General features: G+C 59.9%; 15 protein-coding genes. 6 read left to right on the top strand and 9 right to left on the bottom strand.

Annotation, left to right across the window (positions count from 1 at the left end; genetic code table 11):
• Nucleotides 1-13: 13 nt before the first annotated feature.
• Genes kdpF through kdpC form a run of 4 tightly spaced genes read left to right on the top strand, consistent with a single transcriptional unit; the run spans nt 14 to nt 4,506 of the window.
• Nucleotides 14-100, top strand: coding sequence for a K(+)-transporting ATPase subunit F (kdpF, locus tag ACOFKT_RS07280; protein ID WP_419807129.1), 87 nt, complete (start codon nt 14-16; stop codon nt 98-100).
• Nucleotides 100-1,863: a potassium-transporting ATPase subunit KdpA gene (gene kdpA, locus ACOFKT_RS07275; RefSeq protein ID WP_419806739.1), complete on the top strand. Its 1,764-nt coding sequence runs from the start codon at nt 100-102 to the stop codon at nt 1,861-1,863. Before kdpF ends, kdpA begins: the two co-directional genes overlap by 1 nt.
• A 19-nt stretch (nt 1,864-1,882) precedes the next feature.
• On the top strand, nt 1,883-3,928 hold the full coding sequence (gene kdpB, locus ACOFKT_RS07270; protein ID WP_419806738.1) for a potassium-transporting ATPase subunit KdpB: 2,046 nt from the start codon (nt 1,883-1,885) through the stop codon (nt 3,926-3,928).
• A gap of 8 nt (nt 3,929-3,936) precedes the next feature.
• Complete coding sequence (gene kdpC / locus ACOFKT_RS07265; RefSeq protein WP_419806737.1) at nt 3,937-4,506, top strand: potassium-transporting ATPase subunit KdpC; 570 nt, start codon at nt 3,937-3,939, stop codon at nt 4,504-4,506.
• Between the two features lie 504 nt (nt 4,507-5,010).
• On the opposite strand, the gene ACOFKT_RS07260 is transcribed toward kdpC, so the two are convergent.
• From ACOFKT_RS07260 to ACOFKT_RS07250, 3 genes are read right to left on the bottom strand one after another with little or no spacing between them, the layout of a single operon-like run.
• On the bottom strand, nt 5,011-6,366 hold the full coding sequence (locus tag ACOFKT_RS07260; protein ID WP_419806736.1) for an MFS transporter: 1,356 nt from the start codon (nt 6,364-6,366) through the stop codon (nt 5,011-5,013).
• Between the two features lie 55 nt (nt 6,367-6,421).
• On the bottom strand, nt 6,422-7,543 hold the full coding sequence (locus ACOFKT_RS07255) for an ester cyclase (protein ID WP_419806735.1): 1,122 nt from the start codon (nt 7,541-7,543) through the stop codon (nt 6,422-6,424).
• Nucleotides 7,540-8,289, bottom strand: a complete 750-nt coding sequence (locus tag ACOFKT_RS07250) for an alpha/beta fold hydrolase (protein WP_419806734.1) — start codon at nt 8,287-8,289, stop codon at nt 7,540-7,542. Before ACOFKT_RS07250 ends, ACOFKT_RS07255 begins: the two co-directional genes overlap by 4 nt.
• Nucleotides 8,290-8,452: 163 nt before the next feature.
• Between ACOFKT_RS07250 and ACOFKT_RS07245 the strand changes: the two genes are divergently transcribed.
• On the top strand, nt 8,453-9,535 hold the full coding sequence (locus ACOFKT_RS07245; protein ID WP_419806733.1) for a cupin domain-containing protein: 1,083 nt from the start codon (nt 8,453-8,455) through the stop codon (nt 9,533-9,535).
• A gap of 63 nt (nt 9,536-9,598) precedes the next feature.
• Here ACOFKT_RS07245 and hisD (ACOFKT_RS07240) read toward each other — a convergent pair whose 3' ends face one another.
• Genes hisD (ACOFKT_RS07240) through hisD (ACOFKT_RS07220) form a run of 5 tightly spaced genes read right to left on the bottom strand, consistent with a single transcriptional unit; the run spans nt 9,599 to nt 15,003 of the window.
• Complete coding sequence (hisD, locus tag ACOFKT_RS07240) at nt 9,599-10,915, bottom strand: histidinol dehydrogenase (RefSeq protein ID WP_419806732.1); 1,317 nt, start codon at nt 10,913-10,915, stop codon at nt 9,599-9,601.
• 23 nt (nt 10,916-10,938) lie between these two features.
• A complete protein-coding gene (locus ACOFKT_RS07235; protein WP_419806731.1) occupies nt 10,939-11,697 on the bottom strand; it encodes an HpcH/HpaI aldolase family protein in 759 nt (252 codons plus the stop codon).
• Nucleotides 11,694-12,845: a cobalamin-independent methionine synthase II family protein gene (locus ACOFKT_RS07230; RefSeq protein ID WP_419806730.1), complete on the bottom strand. Its 1,152-nt coding sequence runs from the start codon at nt 12,843-12,845 to the stop codon at nt 11,694-11,696. The genes ACOFKT_RS07235 and ACOFKT_RS07230 overlap by 4 nt, the downstream gene beginning before the upstream one ends.
• Before the next feature lie 20 nt (nt 12,846-12,865).
• Nucleotides 12,866-13,657 carry an SDR family NAD(P)-dependent oxidoreductase gene (locus ACOFKT_RS07225; protein ID WP_419806729.1) on the bottom strand — a complete coding sequence of 264 codons (792 nt, stop codon included), beginning with the start codon at nt 13,655-13,657 and terminating at the stop codon, nt 12,866-12,868.
• Nucleotides 13,654-15,003 (bottom strand): histidinol dehydrogenase, encoded by a 1,350-nt coding sequence (gene hisD / locus ACOFKT_RS07220; protein WP_419806728.1) that lies wholly within the window; start codon nt 15,001-15,003, stop codon nt 13,654-13,656. The genes ACOFKT_RS07225 and hisD (ACOFKT_RS07220) overlap by 4 nt, the downstream gene beginning before the upstream one ends.
• Nucleotides 15,004-15,140: 137 nt before the next feature.
• Between hisD (ACOFKT_RS07220) and ACOFKT_RS07215 the strand changes: the two genes are divergently transcribed.
• The gene (locus tag ACOFKT_RS07215) at nt 15,141-16,664 is read left to right on the top strand and encodes an amidase (RefSeq protein WP_419806727.1); all 1,524 of its coding nucleotides are present in this window, start codon (nt 15,141-15,143) and stop codon (nt 16,662-16,664) included.
• Between the two features lie 90 nt (nt 16,665-16,754).
• Here the strand turns inward: ACOFKT_RS07215 and ACOFKT_RS07210 are convergent, their stop codons facing one another.
• Entirely contained in the window at nt 16,755-17,363 is a 609-nt protein-coding gene (locus tag ACOFKT_RS07210) for a TetR/AcrR family transcriptional regulator (RefSeq protein WP_419806726.1), read from the bottom strand.
• Nucleotides 17,364-17,386: the final 23 nt, after the last annotated feature.

Here is a 17,386-nt window from a genome sequence, read left to right as displayed (position 1 = left end):
AAGGAAAGCACTAATGCTGCTTAACACATTCCTGCTTGCCATCTGTACGGCTTTGCTGGTGTATCTCGTCTACGCCTTGCTGCGTCCGGAGAAGTTCTGATGACTCTGAATGGCTGGTTACAAATTTTCTTGTTCATGGCTGCGGTGTTGCTGCTAGCCAAGCCAATGGGCGGTTATCTCACTCGTGTGTTCGAGCGCAGAAGGACTTTGCTCGATCCCGTACTCGATCCGTGCGAACGATTGCTGTACCGGATCACAGGTGTGAACGCAGAAAAGGAGATGCGCTGGACGGAATACGGTACGGCAATGCTGGTGTTCAGCGCCGCTACCCTTGCGCTCACTTATGTGATTGAGCGCCTGCAGCACATGCTGCCGCTGAATCCGCAGCACTTGGCTTCAGTAGAACCAGCGCTTGCCCTCAACACTGCAATTTCGTTTACAACCAACACGAACTGGCAGAGTTATGTGCCGGAAGCAACAATGAGCTATCTGACGCAGATGCTCGGCCTTGCCACGCATAACTTCTGGTCGGCCGCAGTAGGGCTTGCGTTGGCAATTGCCTTCATCCGAGGTGTTTCGCGGCGCGAATCCGACACTCTGGGGAACTTCTGGGTGGACCTGACACGGGGGACGACGCGTGTGCTGCTGCCGATTTCCATCGTGTTTTCGATTGTTCTGGTCTCGCAAGGTGTGATTCAAAACTTCCGCTCGTACGACACGGTGAAACTGATTGAGCCTCAGACGGTAACCGGTTCTGACGGCAAGACCGCAACGGTCACTACCCAGACGATTGCTCAAGGGCCAGTCGCCTCACAGGAAGCGATCAAGATGCTGGGCACGAACGGCGGTGGGTTCTTCAACGCAAACAGCTCACATCCGTTTGAAAATCCGACACCACTTACGAACCTGCTTCAGATGATTTCTATCTTCCTGATACCTGCAGGCCTTGCCATCACGCTTGGACAGATGACCGGATCGCCAAAGCATGGTTGGGCCGTGCTGGCTGCAATGGTCACGCTATGGTTTGTAGGAGTCTTTGTCTGTTTTTGGGCCGAAGCGCATCCCAACGTGCTGCTGCATGGAGTAGACCAGCATGTATCCGCATTGCAAGCCGGCGGGAATATGGAAGGAAAAGAGGTTCGTTTCGGTATCGCGAACTCCGCACTGTTTGCCACCGTTACCACAGACGCAAGCTGCGGTGCGGTGAACAGCATGCATGACAGCTTTATGCCGCTGGGCGGCATGGTGCCAATGGTAAATATCCTGCTTGGCGAGATTGTGTTTGGCGGCGTGGGGGCAGGCCTGTACGGCATGCTGATCTTCGTCATCATGGCCGTCTTTATCGCCGGGCTGATGGTTGGCCGCACACCTGAATACCTTGGCAAGAAGATCGAAGCTTTCGACGTACAGATGTCCATGCTGTACCTGCTGATCTTCCCGCTGATTATTCTGGGCTTCGCGGCCATCGCAGTGCTGATGCCTAATCTAGGTCTGGGCAGCCTGGCGAATCACGGCCCGCACGGATTGAGCGAGATCCTCTATGCATACACATCCGCTGTTGGCAACAACGGCTCGGCATTCGCGGGTCTGAATGCCAACACTCACTGGTTCAACTACTCGCTTGGCGTGGCTATGTTTCTGGGTCGATTTTTTATGATCGTTCCGATGCTCGCCGTGGCCGGCAATTTAGCTCGCAAAAAAATCGTTCCGGCTTCCGCAGGTACGTTCCCGGTGACTACACCGTTGTTCACGCTGCTGCTCACAGGAGTCATCGTCATCGTGGGTGCGCTCACTTTCTTCCCGGCGCTCTCACTTGGGCCTGTTCTGGAAGACCTTCTGCTGCGTGCGGGTCACGCGTTCTAATTCGGAAAGGAAAGCTGAAATGTCTGCATCGCAGAACCGCCGCTCTATGTTTGAAGGCAAAATCGTGCGCCGCGCGGCTAGCGACGCGTTTCGAAAGCTGAGTCCGCGCTTGATGATGCGGAACCCCGTAATGTTTGTGGTCGAGATAGGCAGCGTGCTGACAACGGTGCTGCTGGTTGTGAACGCCCTGCACGGTCGAACCGACCTGCGCTTCAACTTGCAGATCACTTTGTGGCTATGGTTCACCGTGCTGTTCGCTAACTTTGCGGAAGCGATGGCGGAAGGGCGAGGCAAGGCGCAGGCGGATGCACTTCGCGAAGCGAAGTCGGAAACTACAGCGTACCGCCTGAGCAAGGACCGCGACTCTCTGGAGGAGATACCCAGCTCGCAACTTCGCGTAAACGACTTGGTTCGTGTCACTGCCGGACAAATGGTTCCTGGCGATGGCGAAGTCACAGAAGGAGTTGCTTCTGTTGACGAGTCGGCCATCACCGGTGAATCTGCGCCGGTGATCCGAGAAGCTGGAGGTGATCGATCCGCGGTAACGGGAGGCACCCGCGTCCTGTCCGACGTGATTACGGTGCGCATCACTTCGAATCCCGGTGAAACGTTCCTTGACCGGATGATCGCGCTGGTCGAAGGAGCCGAGCGACAGAAGACACCGAATGAGATTGCACTCAACATTCTGCTTGCCGGGCTCACGATCATCTTCCTGCTTGCGGTGGTCACGTTGCAGCCGTTCGCTGTATATTCCGGTGCGCCGCAAACAGTGTTCGTGCTTATCTCACTGCTGGTTTGCCTGATTCCAACAACGATCGGGGGGCTGCTCTCAGCAATCGGTATCGCCGGCATGGATCGACTGGTACAGCACAATGTGCTTGCCACGTCTGGCCGAGCGGTGGAGGCCGCTGGTGACGTGAACACGTTGCTGCTGGACAAGACGGGCACCATTACGATTGGCAACCGGCAAGCGTCGGAGTTCCTGACCGCACCCGGCATCCGTGAAGAGGTGCTCGCGGACGCTGCGCAGTTGTCCTCTCTAACAGACGAAACGCCGGAGGGTCGCTCCATCGTGGTGCTCGCCAAAGAGCGTTACAACCTGCGCGGCCGCGAACTGGCGCAGATGAATGCGGAGTTCATTCCATTCTCCGCGACCACACGGATGAGCGGCATCGAGGTAGACGGTCGCAGCATCCGCAAAGGAGCGGTGGACGCGATTGCGCGATACCTGCAGGAGCATGGTTCACAGTTGCCGGGGGAAGTGCGCGCATCGGTGGAAGCGGTAGCAAACAGTGGCGGAACACCGCTCGTGGTCGCCGAGAATGGCCAGGCGCTCGGGGTCATTCACCTGAAGGATGTCGTCAAGGGCGGAATGCGTGAACGGTTTGATCAGCTTCGCGCCATGGGCATCCGCACCGTGATGATCACGGGAGACAACCCTTTAACCGCCGCCGCCATTGCCCGCGAGGCTGGCGTGGATGACTTTCTGGCCGAAGCCAAACCTAAAGACAAGATGGATTTAATCAAGCGCGAGCAGGCAGACGGCAAGCTTGTTGCCATGACCGGCGACGGAACCAACGACGCACCTGCGCTCGCCCAAGCCGATGTCGGCGTTGCTATGAACTCTGGCACACAAGCTGCCAAAGAAGCCGGGAACATGGTCGATCTGGACTCGAATCCGACGAAGCTTATTGAGATCGTAGGCATTGGCAAACAACTGCTGATGACGAGAGGCGCACTTACCACTTTTTCCATTTCGAACGATGTGGCAAAGTACTTCGCGATCATTCCGGCCATGTTCGCCGGCGTCTTTCCCGTGCTGAACACACTGAATGTGATGCACCTGCATAATGCGCACTCCGCGGTGTTGTCTGCCGTGATTTTTAACGCGCTCATCATCATCGGTCTTATCCCGCTGGCTTTGCGAGGTATTGGCTACAAGCCGATGTCCGCCGCGGCCCTGCTACGCCGCAATCTGATGGTGTATGGATTCGGGGGTATTGTCATCCCGTTTATTGGAATTAAAATCATCGACCTCATCATTACAGCGCTTCATCTTGCATAGGACACACCATGAAAACGCACTTACGCATTGCCTGCCTGTACACGCTTGTGAGCGCCATTCTGCTCGGTTTGATTTATCCCGCTGCCATCACCGGCGTTGCGCAACTGCTTTTCCGCGATAAAGCAAACGGTCAACTTATCACGCAAGGTGGTGAGTTGATCGGCTCCAGGATCATCGGCCAGCCATTCACGGGTCCCAGGTACTTTCACAGCCGACCGTCAGCGGCTGGCACCGGTTACGATGCTTCCGCGTCGTCCGGCTCCAATCTTGCGCCGACGAACAAAGCACTTATCGACCGTGTGAGTGCGAGCGTCATGCAGGAACGCGGGACCTCGGACGTTCCGATCGATCTTGTAACCGCATCCGCATCCGGGCTTGATCCAGACATCAGTCCAGCGGCAGCACTTTACCAGGTGGACCGTTTGTCGGCACAGTTGAAGATACCGCGCGAAACTCTGATCGCTCTCGTTGAGCATCAGGCACGCGCTCGCCAGTTGGGACTACTAGGCGAACCCACGGTAAACGTATTGGAGCTGAACCTTGCGTTGCGTCGTCTGCACCCTGCAGACCAGCCATGATCCTAAGATGTGCACCGGCGTCAGTCCTGCACGTGGGCTGCAACCCACATAGAAACACACACAAAGCGGTGAATGTGAGCATGATCATGGTTAGGCCGCGTAGCGCTCCGTGACGGCGTAATATCTCGGCGAGCAATTGCCTTGTGCGGGGTTGTACGGCCCAACCGTGTCGAGCCTAATGCATGCAGAAGGGCGACTCTGCATCCGCAGCTGTCCTCATGCGACGTGCCAGGCGCTGAGCCGGCCGGGCCAACTCGCCTAGCGACGGCCAGTCCTGGGAGAGCTCCTCCATCCTGTTTGCAACTGCGGCGCACTGACGCCATTCGATGGCGCCGCCGGTGGATGCGGCTTCGATGAAGCTGTGAATCGGGTCAGTGCCAAATGTTGGTTTCTTGCGTGTCGCTACCTCGAGGCGGTCACAGAAGCGCTTGTACGAAATGTAGGTGGCGAAGGGCGAAGCGTAGCTCATTCAGCAGAGATACTGCTTTGTCGCGTTGGAACATATCACCCGGATGATGTATTCCCACTACCAAAAAGTTTTCCACGTGCGACAGCGACGCTTCTGACACTACGTCGCTCTCGGAGAGTTTCTGGCAGTCTGAGCCAGATGCAGGCAGCAAGAGCGAATACCAGGCTGCTCACCAGCATGCCGGCACGCAATCCAAAGTGCTCTGCGATGGCACCGGTAATGAGTGGCGAGAAGAAACTGACGAGACGTCCCCAGTTGAAGATGGAGCTTGCAGTGGACTTCAGATGCGGTGGATACAATTCGGCCAGCCAGGGCCCCCAGATCACACTTGCGGAAAGCGCAAAGCCATATAGGTTGCCAAGCGCAATCATGACCATCTGATTTCCGGGCACACTGAGATATGCGACGATCGAGCACGCAGTGATGAAGAAGCCGATCGCGCCGGTGCGCCGCCCAAATCGATCGCTGACGCCGCCCCAGAAGAACCCGCCAAGAATATTGCCCGCGAACTGCGCGGCGACCAGATGACCTACGTCCTGCTTGGGCAGGTGCTTCACGTTGAGCAGGTACGTTGTGAGCCAGCCGCTGAACGCCTGATATGCGAAAAAGTTCAGCCCGGTCATGCTGGCAAGCAGAAGTGTTTGCCGCCGCAGCGTGGGTGTGAAAAGCTCAGCGATTGGCAGTTTGCCGGGGCCGCTCTTCGCAACGCGCTCGCTCGTGGGGATGACCAGGTAGGCAAGTCCGGCGAGCAGAACGGGAGGCATTCCACCCACCCAGAGCAGCGTGTGCCAGTGGTGCCTGCCGAGGTGGCCGAAGGCGATACCGAGCGTAATGATTGCCCCCGAGAACGTGGCGTTGATGGCGCTCGCCAGCTTGCCGCGAAGCGTGGGACGAAAAAGCTCCACATAGATGCCGACGACTACGGGAAAGCTGCCGCCCAGGAAAAGTCCTAGCACGAAGCGTTGCAGCAAGAGGCCGCTGTAGGAGGTGACCAGCGTGCCCGCAAGCAGCAGCAAGCCGTACCCACCCATGACCACGACAAGCATGTTGCGTTTGCCGAGTCGATCTGCCAGTTGCCCTATGGATAGTGCGCCGATCAATGCGCCGGCGCCTTGCGCCGAGTAGGCCGAGCCGGCCTGGGTGAGGGTGAGGCCGAGGCTGGCGCGAAAGAGCGGACGCAGCACATCGACCGTGTTCCAGGCCCAACCGTAGAAGAACTCCGCGATCAGCAGAAAGCTGAAGGCCGTGAGCCTACGCCATAGCGGCAGGGTAAGGATTAGCGCGCCTCCGCGCCCTGGCAATGGCGAGACAACCGCCGCGTCATCAGTCTGCACCAATGCTACCGGTTCCGCATTGCTGGCAAGGGTTCCAGGAACATGTACAGCACTCATGCGAACCACACTTCATTCATCACGGGAACACCTTCAAGCGATTAGTGCGCCAGCGTCAGGCAGCAGCCCGTTGCATCGCACTCAGCTTCAACTGCACCAGCATGGAAAGCTCGTCATACAGCGTCCACTCGTCGATAATTTTGCCGTCGCGCACGTGAAGGTGCGTGAAGCCCATCACGACGAGCTTGAAGCCGGTGGGAGCGCCCAGCGATCCGTAGCCGAGATGGTGACCGTCGAGAACCCAGCGGATGGCGACTTTGGTGCCGCCCTCTTCGCTATCGACGGAGCAGATGTGCTGTGGGACGTAGGCGCAGTCAGGGATGGTGGCAACAAGGCGCATGGTTTGCTGCATGACCGCCGCGGGCCCGTAGAGTTCGCGCATCAGCGGCCCGTGCCACTGGCAGTTGGAAGCATAGATTTCGCCAATCTTGCCGAACATGCGCTTGTTGAAGATGTGGTGAAGCCAGCGAAGGACTTCTGCTTCGAGATCGGTATGGGCGAGGGAGAGGTCGGGTTCGGTTTCAGGCGGATACTGACCGAGGAGGCGGCGGTTCTCCGCGATCTCGACTACGGCTTCGCCGCTGTCGGATTTTTTTCGGGCGATGGTGGCGGCGTACTCGTGCGGATCGATGCCGAGCTGGATGAGCTGGGCCATGTTGTCGCGCGCGACCCACTCGCGGTAAATCTTGTTTTCCAGGATCATGCAGTCGACGATGGTGCGCGTGACAAAGGTGCGCCCTGTCGGCTTGCCGAAGATGCCGTACTCGGTATGCCGGCCCGTGCCGTGGGTCATGTGTGAGGTGTAGAAGCCGTCGGTATCGTTGCCACGCCAAACAATAGAGGTGGCCATGCCGCGGCGATCGGGGAGTTCGACGATGCGTTGGATGGTCTCGCGGACGATGCTTTCGCGGTCATACATGGTGCCCAGCACTCCATACAGAACGCAGTTGTGCGTGTAATGCGTGTAGATGAGACCGACATCGCGCTCATCCCAGATGCGGTGCGTGCAGCGGACGATGTAGTCGACAATGTCGGTGTAGACGGGATCGAAGCCTCGCATGCTCTGCACGCGGGAACGATCTGTCGGTACAAGCTCTGTGAAATCGCGGCGCTCGACTTGCAGCACTTTGTTGTCGTGCTTTCCCGCTGCGGTTTGTTCATTCTGCTGCTTGCTCACTCGTTCTCCCGTTCCCTGCTGCTGTGCGCCGCTTCGTAACCGGCATGGACATCCGCGGCCTTCAGTATGTGGAACCATGCTGCCACAGCAGCAGCTACTTCGTCCGGTTCTTCCAGTAACGCAAAGTGACCAGCGCCGGGCAACATGACGCAGGTGCTCTGCGGAAGCGCCGCGACCAGGTCCTGCTGCGCGGCGGGCGGGCACAGCACATCCGCCGCGCCGGCAATCACGAGCACCGGGCAGGCCACAGCCGCCAGGCGCGGGCGAAAGTCTGAACGCCGCAGCGCCATCTCCGTCTGGAGTGCAAATGTAACGTGATCGAAACTCTCGGCCATCCGCTCAAGCAGTGGAAGGGTGTGCGCATCGTTCGGTGCGCCGCCATACTCTGGCCACAGGCGCTCGCGTATAAACCGTGACATCGGCGTGGCGCGGCAAGCTGCAACGGTGGCGCGACGGCCGGCATGACGCTCCGGCGGAACCGGTGAAGGTATGGTGCTCAAAAGCACAAGGCCGCGCACCCGTGCTGGAGCATGCAGGGCTGCCTCCATAGCCACCATGCCTCCCAGGGAGAAGCCAAGGAGTGCGAAGCGTTCAGGAGCCCGGGCCAGCACCTCCGCTGCTGCATCTTCCAGCGAGCGCGCTTTCGTCGTGAGGATCACCTTTGTTGGAATCGAAAGGAGCCGCTGCTGCAGTGGCGCAAAGATGCGCGCATCGCACAATGTGCCGGGCAGCAGCAGCAGAGGCATGGCCGCAGTTTCGGTTATGTGTCTTACGACTGGCACTGGAAAACGCTAGCATGCGGCAGGTACGAGCGGCTACGCGGAGCTTCGTTCCGCACGCCGGTGCGAGGCCTCAGTACAATAAGTCCGTTCGGCAGACCGCGTGATTCTGCCGCTTTGGAAGGACACCATGCCACACACCAATCCATCAACCTGGACGCAGGAAGCGATGCGCGAACGCCTGGTCCGCTATGCCGATCTGCAGGCCTGCCGCACTGCTTTTATCGACACACGCACGCCTGGCTCGACGGAAAAGGAAAACTTTACCATTGTTGGTCCCGGCGTCTCCGAAAGCCCGGACCAGCACGTGCACATTCGCGAGAAACATGGCTTCAACATCGGTGGTGCGCGCCAGCCGTTCGGTTGCGTCAACTCGCAGCACAGCCACGACACGGCAGAGGTTTTCGTGGTGCACACAGGTCACTGGCGGCTGCACTTCGGACCCAACAAGGAAGACGGATCACTCGACATTGGACCGGGCGATGTGGCCTCTGTGCCGATCCACATGTTCCGCGGCTTCAGCAAGCTGGACGAAGGCAAAGGGTTTTTATGGATGCCGCTGGGGCAGGATGATCCCGGCAAGGTGACATGGGCGCCGGCTGTCTTTAAGGCCGCCGAGGATCACGGCTTGAAGCTCGCCAAAGGTGGCAAGCTGATCGACACAACTGGCGGTAACTACGAGCTAAGAGACGTCGAACTGGAAACGCCGCCGACCGGCGAGGCGTTGGAGCAACTGAAGACGCCTTCGCTCGACAGGCTCGCGCAGTGCCTGGTCCGTGGAATGGACATGCAGCCGAATCCTGATTCGCCGCTGGCGGCCGAAGGTGTAGAAGAAGCCGGCGTGATCGTACCGCAAACGACGTCGGACGCGTTTCCAGCGGGGCCGATCTTGGGATGGTGGCCGCACGACTTCAACCTGCGCCGGCTGACGCTGCAGACGGGTGCTTACATTCCGTTGCACGCGCGCAAGGAAGTGGAGGTGCTGTTCGTGCAGAGCGGCACGGTCGAGATCTGCTGGCGCAACGCAGACTCAGAAGAGTCGCTGGTGATGGGCGCGGGCGACACGCTCTCAATGCCGGTTGGTGTGCAGCATAGCTTTCGCAATACGGCTTCAGGACCTGCTGTGCTCTTCGTGGTCCGCGGCACAGAGGACCCGCGGATGCCTGTGTTCGCATCCGCTTCAGTCAGCGAATTGAGAGGTGCTTCCGCGTAGGTTGATCCCACACAAGCGAAAAGGCCCATGCGCTGAACGACGCATGGACCTTGTTGTTGACCGTTACCGCGTGAGCGCGGCAAAGGTCGCCGCTTTACGATCGACACGAATGGCCGCGGCACGCCGATGACCTTCCAAACCTTCGCTGGCGCTCTGGCGAGTTGCCGGCGGCGCAACCAGGTCGACGGCGCTTTCGTCCAGCCACTGGTGCGTGGCAATCTTCACGTACGAGCCCACCCACAGGCCGCCGGTATAGCGGCCCGCGTGCATCGTCGGCAGGGTGTGATTGGTGCCCACGCATTTGTCGCTGTACACCACGCTGGCATTTTGCCCGATGAAAAGTGATCCGTAGTTGCGCAGTTTTTTCGCGAACTCACGCGGATTATGGGTGTGCACCTGCAGGTGCTCGGCCGCGATGAAGTCGGAGTACGCGATCATGGCCGCTTCGTCCTTACAAACGGTGATCTCGCCGTAGTTGGTCCAGCTTTCCCCGGCGATCTTAGCGGTCGAAAGGGTTTCAAGCTGCCGTACCACCTCCTGCGCGGTTGCATTCGCAAGCGCCTCATCTGTGGTGATCAGGCCCACGCGGGTGCGCACGTCGTGCTCGGCTTGTGCCAACAGGTCTGTTGCAATTAACTCCGGATCGCCCGTGCTGTCGGCGACGACGAAAATTTCCGACGGCCCGGCGAGCTGGTCGATGCCGACCGGTCCGAAAACCTGGCGCTTGGCCTCATTGACAAAGGCGTTGCCGGGGCCGACGATTTTGTTCACCTGCGGTACGCTCTCCGTTCCGAAAGCCATGGCCGCAATCGCCTGGGCTCCGCCGATGCGGAAGATACGGTCTGCACCGGACAGATGGCAGCCCGCGATCATGGCCGGGTGGGCGTTCGGAGGTAAGCAGGCGATCACCTCGTCGCAGCCCGCGACCTTACCGGGCACAATGGTCATGATGGGTGCCGACAGCAGCGGAAACCGGCCGCCCGGCACGTAAGCACCAACACGCTCGATGGGGATGACGCGATGCCCCAGGTGCAGGCCGGGCAGGGCTTCTATCTCCAGCGGCTGAATGGTTTGCAACTGTGCTTCAGCGAAACGGCGCACGTTTGCAATCGCAAACTCCGTGTCCTCACGCGTCTGCTTCTCGAGCGAATTCACCGCCGCTTTGCGATCGGCATAGCTCACTTCGAACTGGTCCAGGTCGGCTTTGTCGAATCGTTGTGAGTATTCGCGGATCGCTGCGTCGCCGCGCTTTTGCACGGCTTGCAAGATCTCCTGCACGAGCCCAACAACATCGGCGGTGTCTGCTATCGAGCTGCGTCCCGGCGCTTTCGTGTAGCGCACCCGTCCTTCAAACCCTGCCGGAAATTGCTCCGTACTCATCTCTCCTATACCTCTCGTCCTTACTAGTGTTTCACGCGATGCGCCAGGTCACGTGCGCCAGCAAGCAGGAAGGCGTGGTCCGAGCCAAGCAAAAAGAGTAAGGCGCCACGCTCGCGCCAGTACTGCACATCCTCAACCCGCGCCAGGAACATGCCAACAGGCTTGCCCGCTGCTACAGAGGCTGCTACGACGCGCTCGACTGCGGCGATCACGCGTGGGTCGTCCTGACTACTCGCCCCGTAGGCGACGGTCAAATCCACTCGGCCTATGAACAAGGCGTCGATGCCCTCCACGGCCGCAATGGCGTCAATGGAATCGACCGCCTCGGGATCTTCGATCTGCGCGATTACGACGGTGCGCGCCGCACTTGCATTTTTGTGCTGTGCCATCGCTACGGTGGTATATCCCGCAGCGCGCGACGATCCCGCGTAGCCCCGCCCGGCTTGCCCGTAATGTGCGGAGCGCACGACTGCCTCAGCGTCTGCCGCGGAACGTACGTGCGGGATCACCACGCCGGTCGCGCCGCAGTCAAGCGCATTCAGCACGTGCTCAGGCGCGGCAGACGGCACGCGCACCAACACGTCCATGCCAGCCGCGCGTGCCGCCATGATGCAAACATCCAACGTGCCGCGGTCGAATGGCGCGTGCTCGGCATCCAGGCATACGCAGTCCAAAGGCGTCAGCGCCAACACCTCGACGACGATCGGCGAAGGCGTCTTGACGAAGGTGCCAACGATCGTCTCGCCGGAAGCAAGCCGCGACTTCAGCGACGAAGCGCTCACGCCGCCTTCCACAGCCGCTCGCTCGCGATTGCCGCGCCCTCGGCCAAAGTGGCAAGCTTGGCGTACACAATCTCCGGGTCCACGGCACCGTACCCTGCAAAAGTAGAGAAACCGCAATCCGTTCCGGCCATGACGCGATCGCGGCCCACAATGTTGGCGAACTGCTCGATGCGCAGCGCGACCACCTGCGGATGCTCAATAAAGTTGGTCGTCGAGTCGATGACGCCGGGGATCAAGACGCGGTCTTCTGGGATCAAATGAAGCATCTCGCGGAAGTACGTCCAGTCGTGCTGATGGCGCGGGTTCGCTGTTTCGAAGAGCAGACCTTGCGGCTTTGCTTTCATCAGCACGGGCAGGATCGTGCCCATCTCCACATCGCAATGGTGCGGACCTTCGTAGTTGCCCCAGCACACGTGCATGCGGACCCGGTCGCCGGGCAGGTTGCGCAACGCGTGATTCAGCACATCGACGTGGCGCTCAATCAGCTTCAGGTACTCAGGCTCGCTGCGGTCCTTGTACATCATGTGCCTGCCCAAGCCCAGGTCGGGGCTGTCGAGTTGCAGAACGAACCCAGCCGCGACGATCGCCTCGTACTCGGGCCGCATCGCCTCGGCCAGAGCCTCGAGGTAAGCGTCCTCTGTCGGGTAGAAATCGTTGGGTTGAAACAGTGCGATCACACCCGGAGAAGCTGCATTCATGAACGCGCCCGCAGGTTTGTGCTCCGCCATGGCACGCTTCAGGTGCGTGACGTCTTCCTCAAGCGGTTCCAACGTTTTCGGTTCCACTGAGCCCACGCAGCGCGGACGCCGATAGGTAGGTGTGCCGCCACCACGAGCCTGCCGTTCCAGAAACGACGGGAAAGCCTCAAGATCCGCCGGCGGCGTGCGCGGGCTGTCGCCATCGAAGCCTGTAATGCGGTCCTTGATGTAGGTGGCATACGAGATCTTCGACATCTCGCCGTCTGACACCAGATCCACGCCAGCCTTGACCTGCCTCGCCACGCACGCATTCACGGCTTCGCCGATGACCCGGTCGAACACTTCTGGGTCCACGGCCTCCTCACGCTCGTGCGCGAAGATCAGGTCCGTCACCTCGCGGCTGCGCGGGAGAGAGCCGACGTGCGTTGTCAAAATACGATCTGAAGTCATCTTTTCCTTGCCTCTTGCACTCAATCCGCGGTCCACCCGCCGTCCACCACAAGGCTTGTACCGGTCACCATGGCAGATGCGGCTGACGCCAGAAAGACCACGGCACCCATTAGGTCTTCGACGATGCCCATCCGCCCTAACTTTATCTTCTCCAGTACTTGCTGCTGGAAGCCTTCCGCCTGCAGAAACGGCCGAGTCAGCTCCGTTTCTGTGAAAGTAGGCGCGATCGTGTTCGAACGGATTCCATGCGGCGCCAAATCCAGCGCCATCGCTTTGCTCATGCCTTCCAGTGCCCATTTCGAAGCACAGTACAATGTGCGCTCGCGGCCGCCGACATGACCCATTTGCGATCCCATGTGGATGAGCGAACCGCGCCTGCCAGCCGCGATCATGCTACGAACCACCGCCTGCGCTGCAAAGAAGGCAGAACGCACGTTCAGGTTCATCACCGCGTCAAAGTCCTCCGCTCCTACCTTATGCATCGGCATGGGCCGGTTGGTTCCGGCATTGTTCACCAGAATGTCGAAGGCCGGCTGCGCTGCGATTGCCTGCTGCAACTCCAGGATATCCAACAGGTCACACACCAACGCCTCTGCACTGCCGCCGCCGATCTGGATCGCGTTCGCAGCTGCTTCGATCTCCGCGCCCGATCGCGCCAGCAATACGACATGCGCACCTGCCTGCGCGAGTGCCGCTGCGCACCCCAGCCCGATGCCACGGCCCGCTCCGGTCACCAGCGCACGTTGCCCATCCAACCGAAGCGATGGTGTTTCCGGCAATTTGGGTAAGGCAATGATGTTCTGCCGGCTCATACCGCCGCTGGCTGCGCATCTTCCGCAGGTGCCGCCTGCGGCTGCACCGCGCTTGCATATGGCACTTCGCGATGGCCATAACGGCGCACGCGTAAGTTCGCCTGCTCACCATGTCCCGCAAACCCTTCCAGCGCGCACAGACGCGAGCACACCTCGCCCACTGTGGCCGACGCATTGTCTGTTAGCACGCGCTGATAGGTGCATGTCTTCAGAAATTTGCCGACCCACAATCCACCCGTGTAGCGCGCCGCCTTGCGGGTCGGCAACGTATGGTTTGTGCCGATCACCTTGTCGCCATAAGCTACGTTGGTGCGCGGCCCAAGGAAGAGCGCGCCGTAATTCGTCATGTGCCTTAGAAAATAGTCGGGGTCGCGCGTCATAACCTGCACGTGCTCTGAGGCGAGGTCGTCGGCGATGCGCACCATCTCCTCATCGCTTTCGGCAACGATCACTTCGCCGTGTGTATCCCAGGCCGCCCGCGCAATCGCCGCTGTCGGCAATACCTGCAAGAGTCGCTCGATCTCCTGCATTGTTTCTTTTGCAAGTCTGCGCGAAGTCGTCAGCAGGATCGCCGGGCTGTCCGGACCGTGCTCGGCCTGACCCAGCAGATCGGTCGCGCACATCTCGCCGTCCACTGTGTCGTCCGCGATCACCAGCGTCTCGGTCGGTCCGGCGAACAGATCGATTCCCACGCGGCCGAAAAGTTGCCGCTTGGCTTCCGCGACAAACGCGTTTCCCGGCCCGACCAGCATGTCTACGGACGCGATTGTCTCTGTGCCAAGCGCCATGGCCGCGATCGCCTGCACGCCACCCAGGCAGTAGATTTCATCTGCGCCCGCCATCGCCTGTGCGGCGACAATTGCTGCAGCGGGTTTGCCTGCGAAGGGTGGAGCGCACGTGACCACCCGTCCTACACCCGCCACCTTTGCCGTGATGACGGACATGTGTGCCGATGCGAGCAACGGATACTTTCCACCTGGCACATAGCAGCCCGCGGCATTCACCGGGATGTGCCGATGCCCCAGGACCACGCCGGGCAGCGTCTCTACCTCGACCTCTTGCATGGAGTCACGCTGAATCTGGGCAAAATTACGCACCTGCTTCTGCGCAAACTCAATATCGTGCACATCCTGTGAACTCAGCGAACCGATACACCCGTTGATCTCCTGCGGGCTCAGTCTGTAAGTGTCGCGATCCCATCCATCGAACCGTACGCTCAACTCGCGTATCGCGGCATCTCCACGCGCCGCTACGTCGGCCAAGATGCGTTCGACTGTCTCGCGCACCTGCGCATCCCGGTCCTGCCGCGCGGAGGCGGTCGCGCCCCGCTTCAAGGGTGTCGCCATACAGAGATATTCTCCCCGAAGTAGAAGGTATCGCACCCGGTATACAGTGTCGGTACACACGTTGCCAACCGACGCGCCCGGCATGTTGTTGCCGTGGAGGTGGACCGGTTGAACGGCGCCCGGAGCAGCCAGCCTTTATGCAAGCAATCAGTCGACGACAGTTCCTTCAACAAACCGTACTTGCCGCCGGCGCGACCGCCTTTCCGGAATTTGCGAAGGGGCAGGCCAACATGCCGCTGCATTCCTTGTCGATCACAGAAATTGCCGCGTGTATTCGCCGGAGAGAACTCACATCGATCGCGCTCGTGGGCGACCTGCTCGAGCGTATCGACGCGCTTAACCCGAAGCTGAACGCCTTTATCACTGTGTGCCGTGAGAACGCCCTGCGCGTTGCTGCCACACTCGACACGGAAGCGGCTGCCGGACGTTTTCGAGGGCCGCTGCACGGTGTGCCGATCGCGGTCAAGGACAACATCGATACCGCCGGAATTCGCACCACCGTGGGTAGCATGGTGTTCGACGACCGCGTTCCTGGCGCAGATGCATTCGTGGTGCAACGCCTGATGCAAGCGGGCGCCGTCGTGATTGGCAAGACGAATCTGCACGAGTTCGCCATGGGCGGAACCTCCGCGACCAGCTACTTCGGCCCGGTGCATAACCCATGGGCGCTCGACCGCGTCGCCGGCGGCTCGTCAGGCGGGTCTGCCGCGGCAGTGATTGCGGAGCTCACACCGGGAGCCCTGGGAACGGACACAGGAGGCTCGATCCGCATACCCGCAGCCTGGTGCGGCTTGGTTGGACTGAAGCCAACGTACGGACTTGTGTCACTGCGCGGTATTTTCCCGCTGATCTACTCGCTCGACCACTGCGGACCCATGACGCGGACCGTGGAGGACGCGGCACTGCTGCTCACCGCGATGGCGGGATACGACAAGCACGATCCGGCGAGCATCGAACACACCCCTGAAAACTACTTGGCCCAAATGCGACAACCGGTGTCTGGCATCCGTCTCGGCATTCCTCGCGAGCCGTTTTTCGACCGCTTGGATACAGGCACCGCCAAAGCAGTGAATGAAGCCATTCAGGTGCTGAAAGGCTTGGTGCGATCGGTGCAGGACGTCCACATGCCGGCCACGGACGCCCTGGACTGGACTGCGATTCGAGCCGCAGAAGTCGCTGCCGTGCACGAAGACCTGTTTCGCCGCCACAGCGGCAACTACTCGCTGCAGACCCGGGCCGTGGTGGATGGCACCTTGAAAGAACTGAACGATCCCAATCAGGCGAGTGCGAGCAAGGCGGCCGACCTGGTGCGTGCACAATGGCAACTCGCGGAACTTCGAAAAACGGTGGAGGATGCCTTCGACGGCTTTGACCTGGTTGCATTGCCGACCAATCGCGTCGGTCCACGCACGATTCGCGACGAGCTTGCACGCGAAGAACATCCAGAGCCGATGGAACCGGAAAACACGTTCAACTCGCTTGCGTTCAACTTGTACGGCATACCCGCAATCAGCATCCCGTGCGGCTTTACCCAAGAAGGTTTTCCAGTCGGTCTGATGATCGCCGGCCCTCGCTTCTCTGAAGGTAAAGTGCTTGCATTAGCCGCCGCCTATGAGCGAGCCACTGCGTGGCACCAGAAACGGCCTGAACCAGCGGCTTAGAGCACCAGATCAGCTTACTGCCTCAGCGGATCAAAGTTTTGCCGAAGTGATGATGTAGCTCGGCTGCTGCAAAAACCAGAGGCGCGATCGCTAGCAGCGCGGACGAAGGCCGACCAGAATGTGATGAGTCGCGTACTCTACAAGCTCTTTCAGGCCCATCCCTTTGAAGGTGCCTTGATTGGACACTACGATTAGGCCTTGCACTGTGGCAAAGGGAACCAGCGCTAGAATTTCCGGGTCTCCGGCTATCACATCGCCGGTCTCCTGTCCTTCTGCGAAGAGCCGCACGCCAGAGGACAGAGCGAGAACACTTGCTTCCAACAGTTCAGCCGAGGCGTCTGGCTGATGTTTAGCGGCGAACATGTGGCCCAGAAGAGCCGGATGCTTGAGTGCAAAACGCACGAGAACCGCAGTTGCCTGCTGCAGCCTGACCTCAAAGGAGCTATCGCTCTGCAGCAGGATGCGCGAGAGCATGCGGCCAAGCTGCTCGTAGCCATCAATGGCCAGCGCGTCGAGCAAAGCCTGCTTCGTGGCGAAATGCCGTCGAGGGGCGGTGTGGCTCACATTGAGCGATCGGCTGATTTCACGCAAGGAGATGCTGCCGATACCGCCGTTTTCCAAGGCGTGCTCCGCTGCTTGCAGAACGGCGGCTCTAAGATTTCCGTGATGGTAGGCGCGCTTGGCTGGTGTCTTCGCCATGACCTCAGTGTCCCACGAGTGTT

The sequence above is a fragment of the Terriglobus sp. genome (genome assembly GCF_965201105.1).
Taxonomy (GTDB): domain Bacteria; phylum Acidobacteriota; class Terriglobia; order Terriglobales; family Acidobacteriaceae; genus Terriglobus.
Note: the sequence above shows the minus strand (reverse complement) of the source record. Positions and strands in the feature narration are given on the sequence as shown.

Excerpts from the sequence above, each read along its gene's own strand:
- hisD (WP_419806732.1), bottom strand. The coding sequence starts at position 10,915 with ATGAGTACGGAGCAATTTCCGGCAGGGTTTGAAGGACGGGTGCGCTAC.
- ACOFKT_RS07230 (WP_419806730.1), bottom strand. The coding sequence starts at position 12,845 with ATGACTTCAGATCGTATTTTGACAACGCACGTCGGCTCTCTCCCGCGC.
- ACOFKT_RS07215 (WP_419806727.1), top strand. The coding sequence starts at position 15,141 with ATGCAAGCAATCAGTCGACGACAGTTCCTTCAACAAACCGTACTTGCC.
- kdpB (WP_419806738.1), top strand. The coding sequence starts at position 1,883 with ATGTCTGCATCGCAGAACCGCCGCTCTATGTTTGAAGGCAAAATCGTG.
- ACOFKT_RS07260 (WP_419806736.1), bottom strand. The coding sequence starts at position 6,366 with ATGAGTGCTGTACATGTTCCTGGAACCCTTGCCAGCAATGCGGAACCG.
- ACOFKT_RS07225 (WP_419806729.1), bottom strand. The coding sequence starts at position 13,657 with ATGAGCCGGCAGAACATCATTGCCTTACCCAAATTGCCGGAAACACCA.
- kdpC (WP_419806737.1), top strand. The coding sequence starts at position 3,937 with ATGAAAACGCACTTACGCATTGCCTGCCTGTACACGCTTGTGAGCGCC.
- hisD (WP_419806728.1), bottom strand. The coding sequence starts at position 15,003 with ATGGCGACACCCTTGAAGCGGGGCGCGACCGCCTCCGCGCGGCAGGAC.
- kdpA (WP_419806739.1), top strand. The coding sequence starts at position 100 with ATGACTCTGAATGGCTGGTTACAAATTTTCTTGTTCATGGCTGCGGTG.
- ACOFKT_RS07250 (WP_419806734.1), bottom strand. The coding sequence starts at position 8,289 with ATGCCTCTGCTGCTGCTGCCCGGCACATTGTGCGATGCGCGCATCTTT.
- ACOFKT_RS07245 (WP_419806733.1), top strand. The coding sequence starts at position 8,453 with ATGCCACACACCAATCCATCAACCTGGACGCAGGAAGCGATGCGCGAA.
- ACOFKT_RS07210 (WP_419806726.1), bottom strand. The coding sequence starts at position 17,363 with ATGGCGAAGACACCAGCCAAGCGCGCCTACCATCACGGAAATCTTAGA.
- kdpF (WP_419807129.1), top strand. The coding sequence starts at position 14 with ATGCTGCTTAACACATTCCTGCTTGCCATCTGTACGGCTTTGCTGGTG.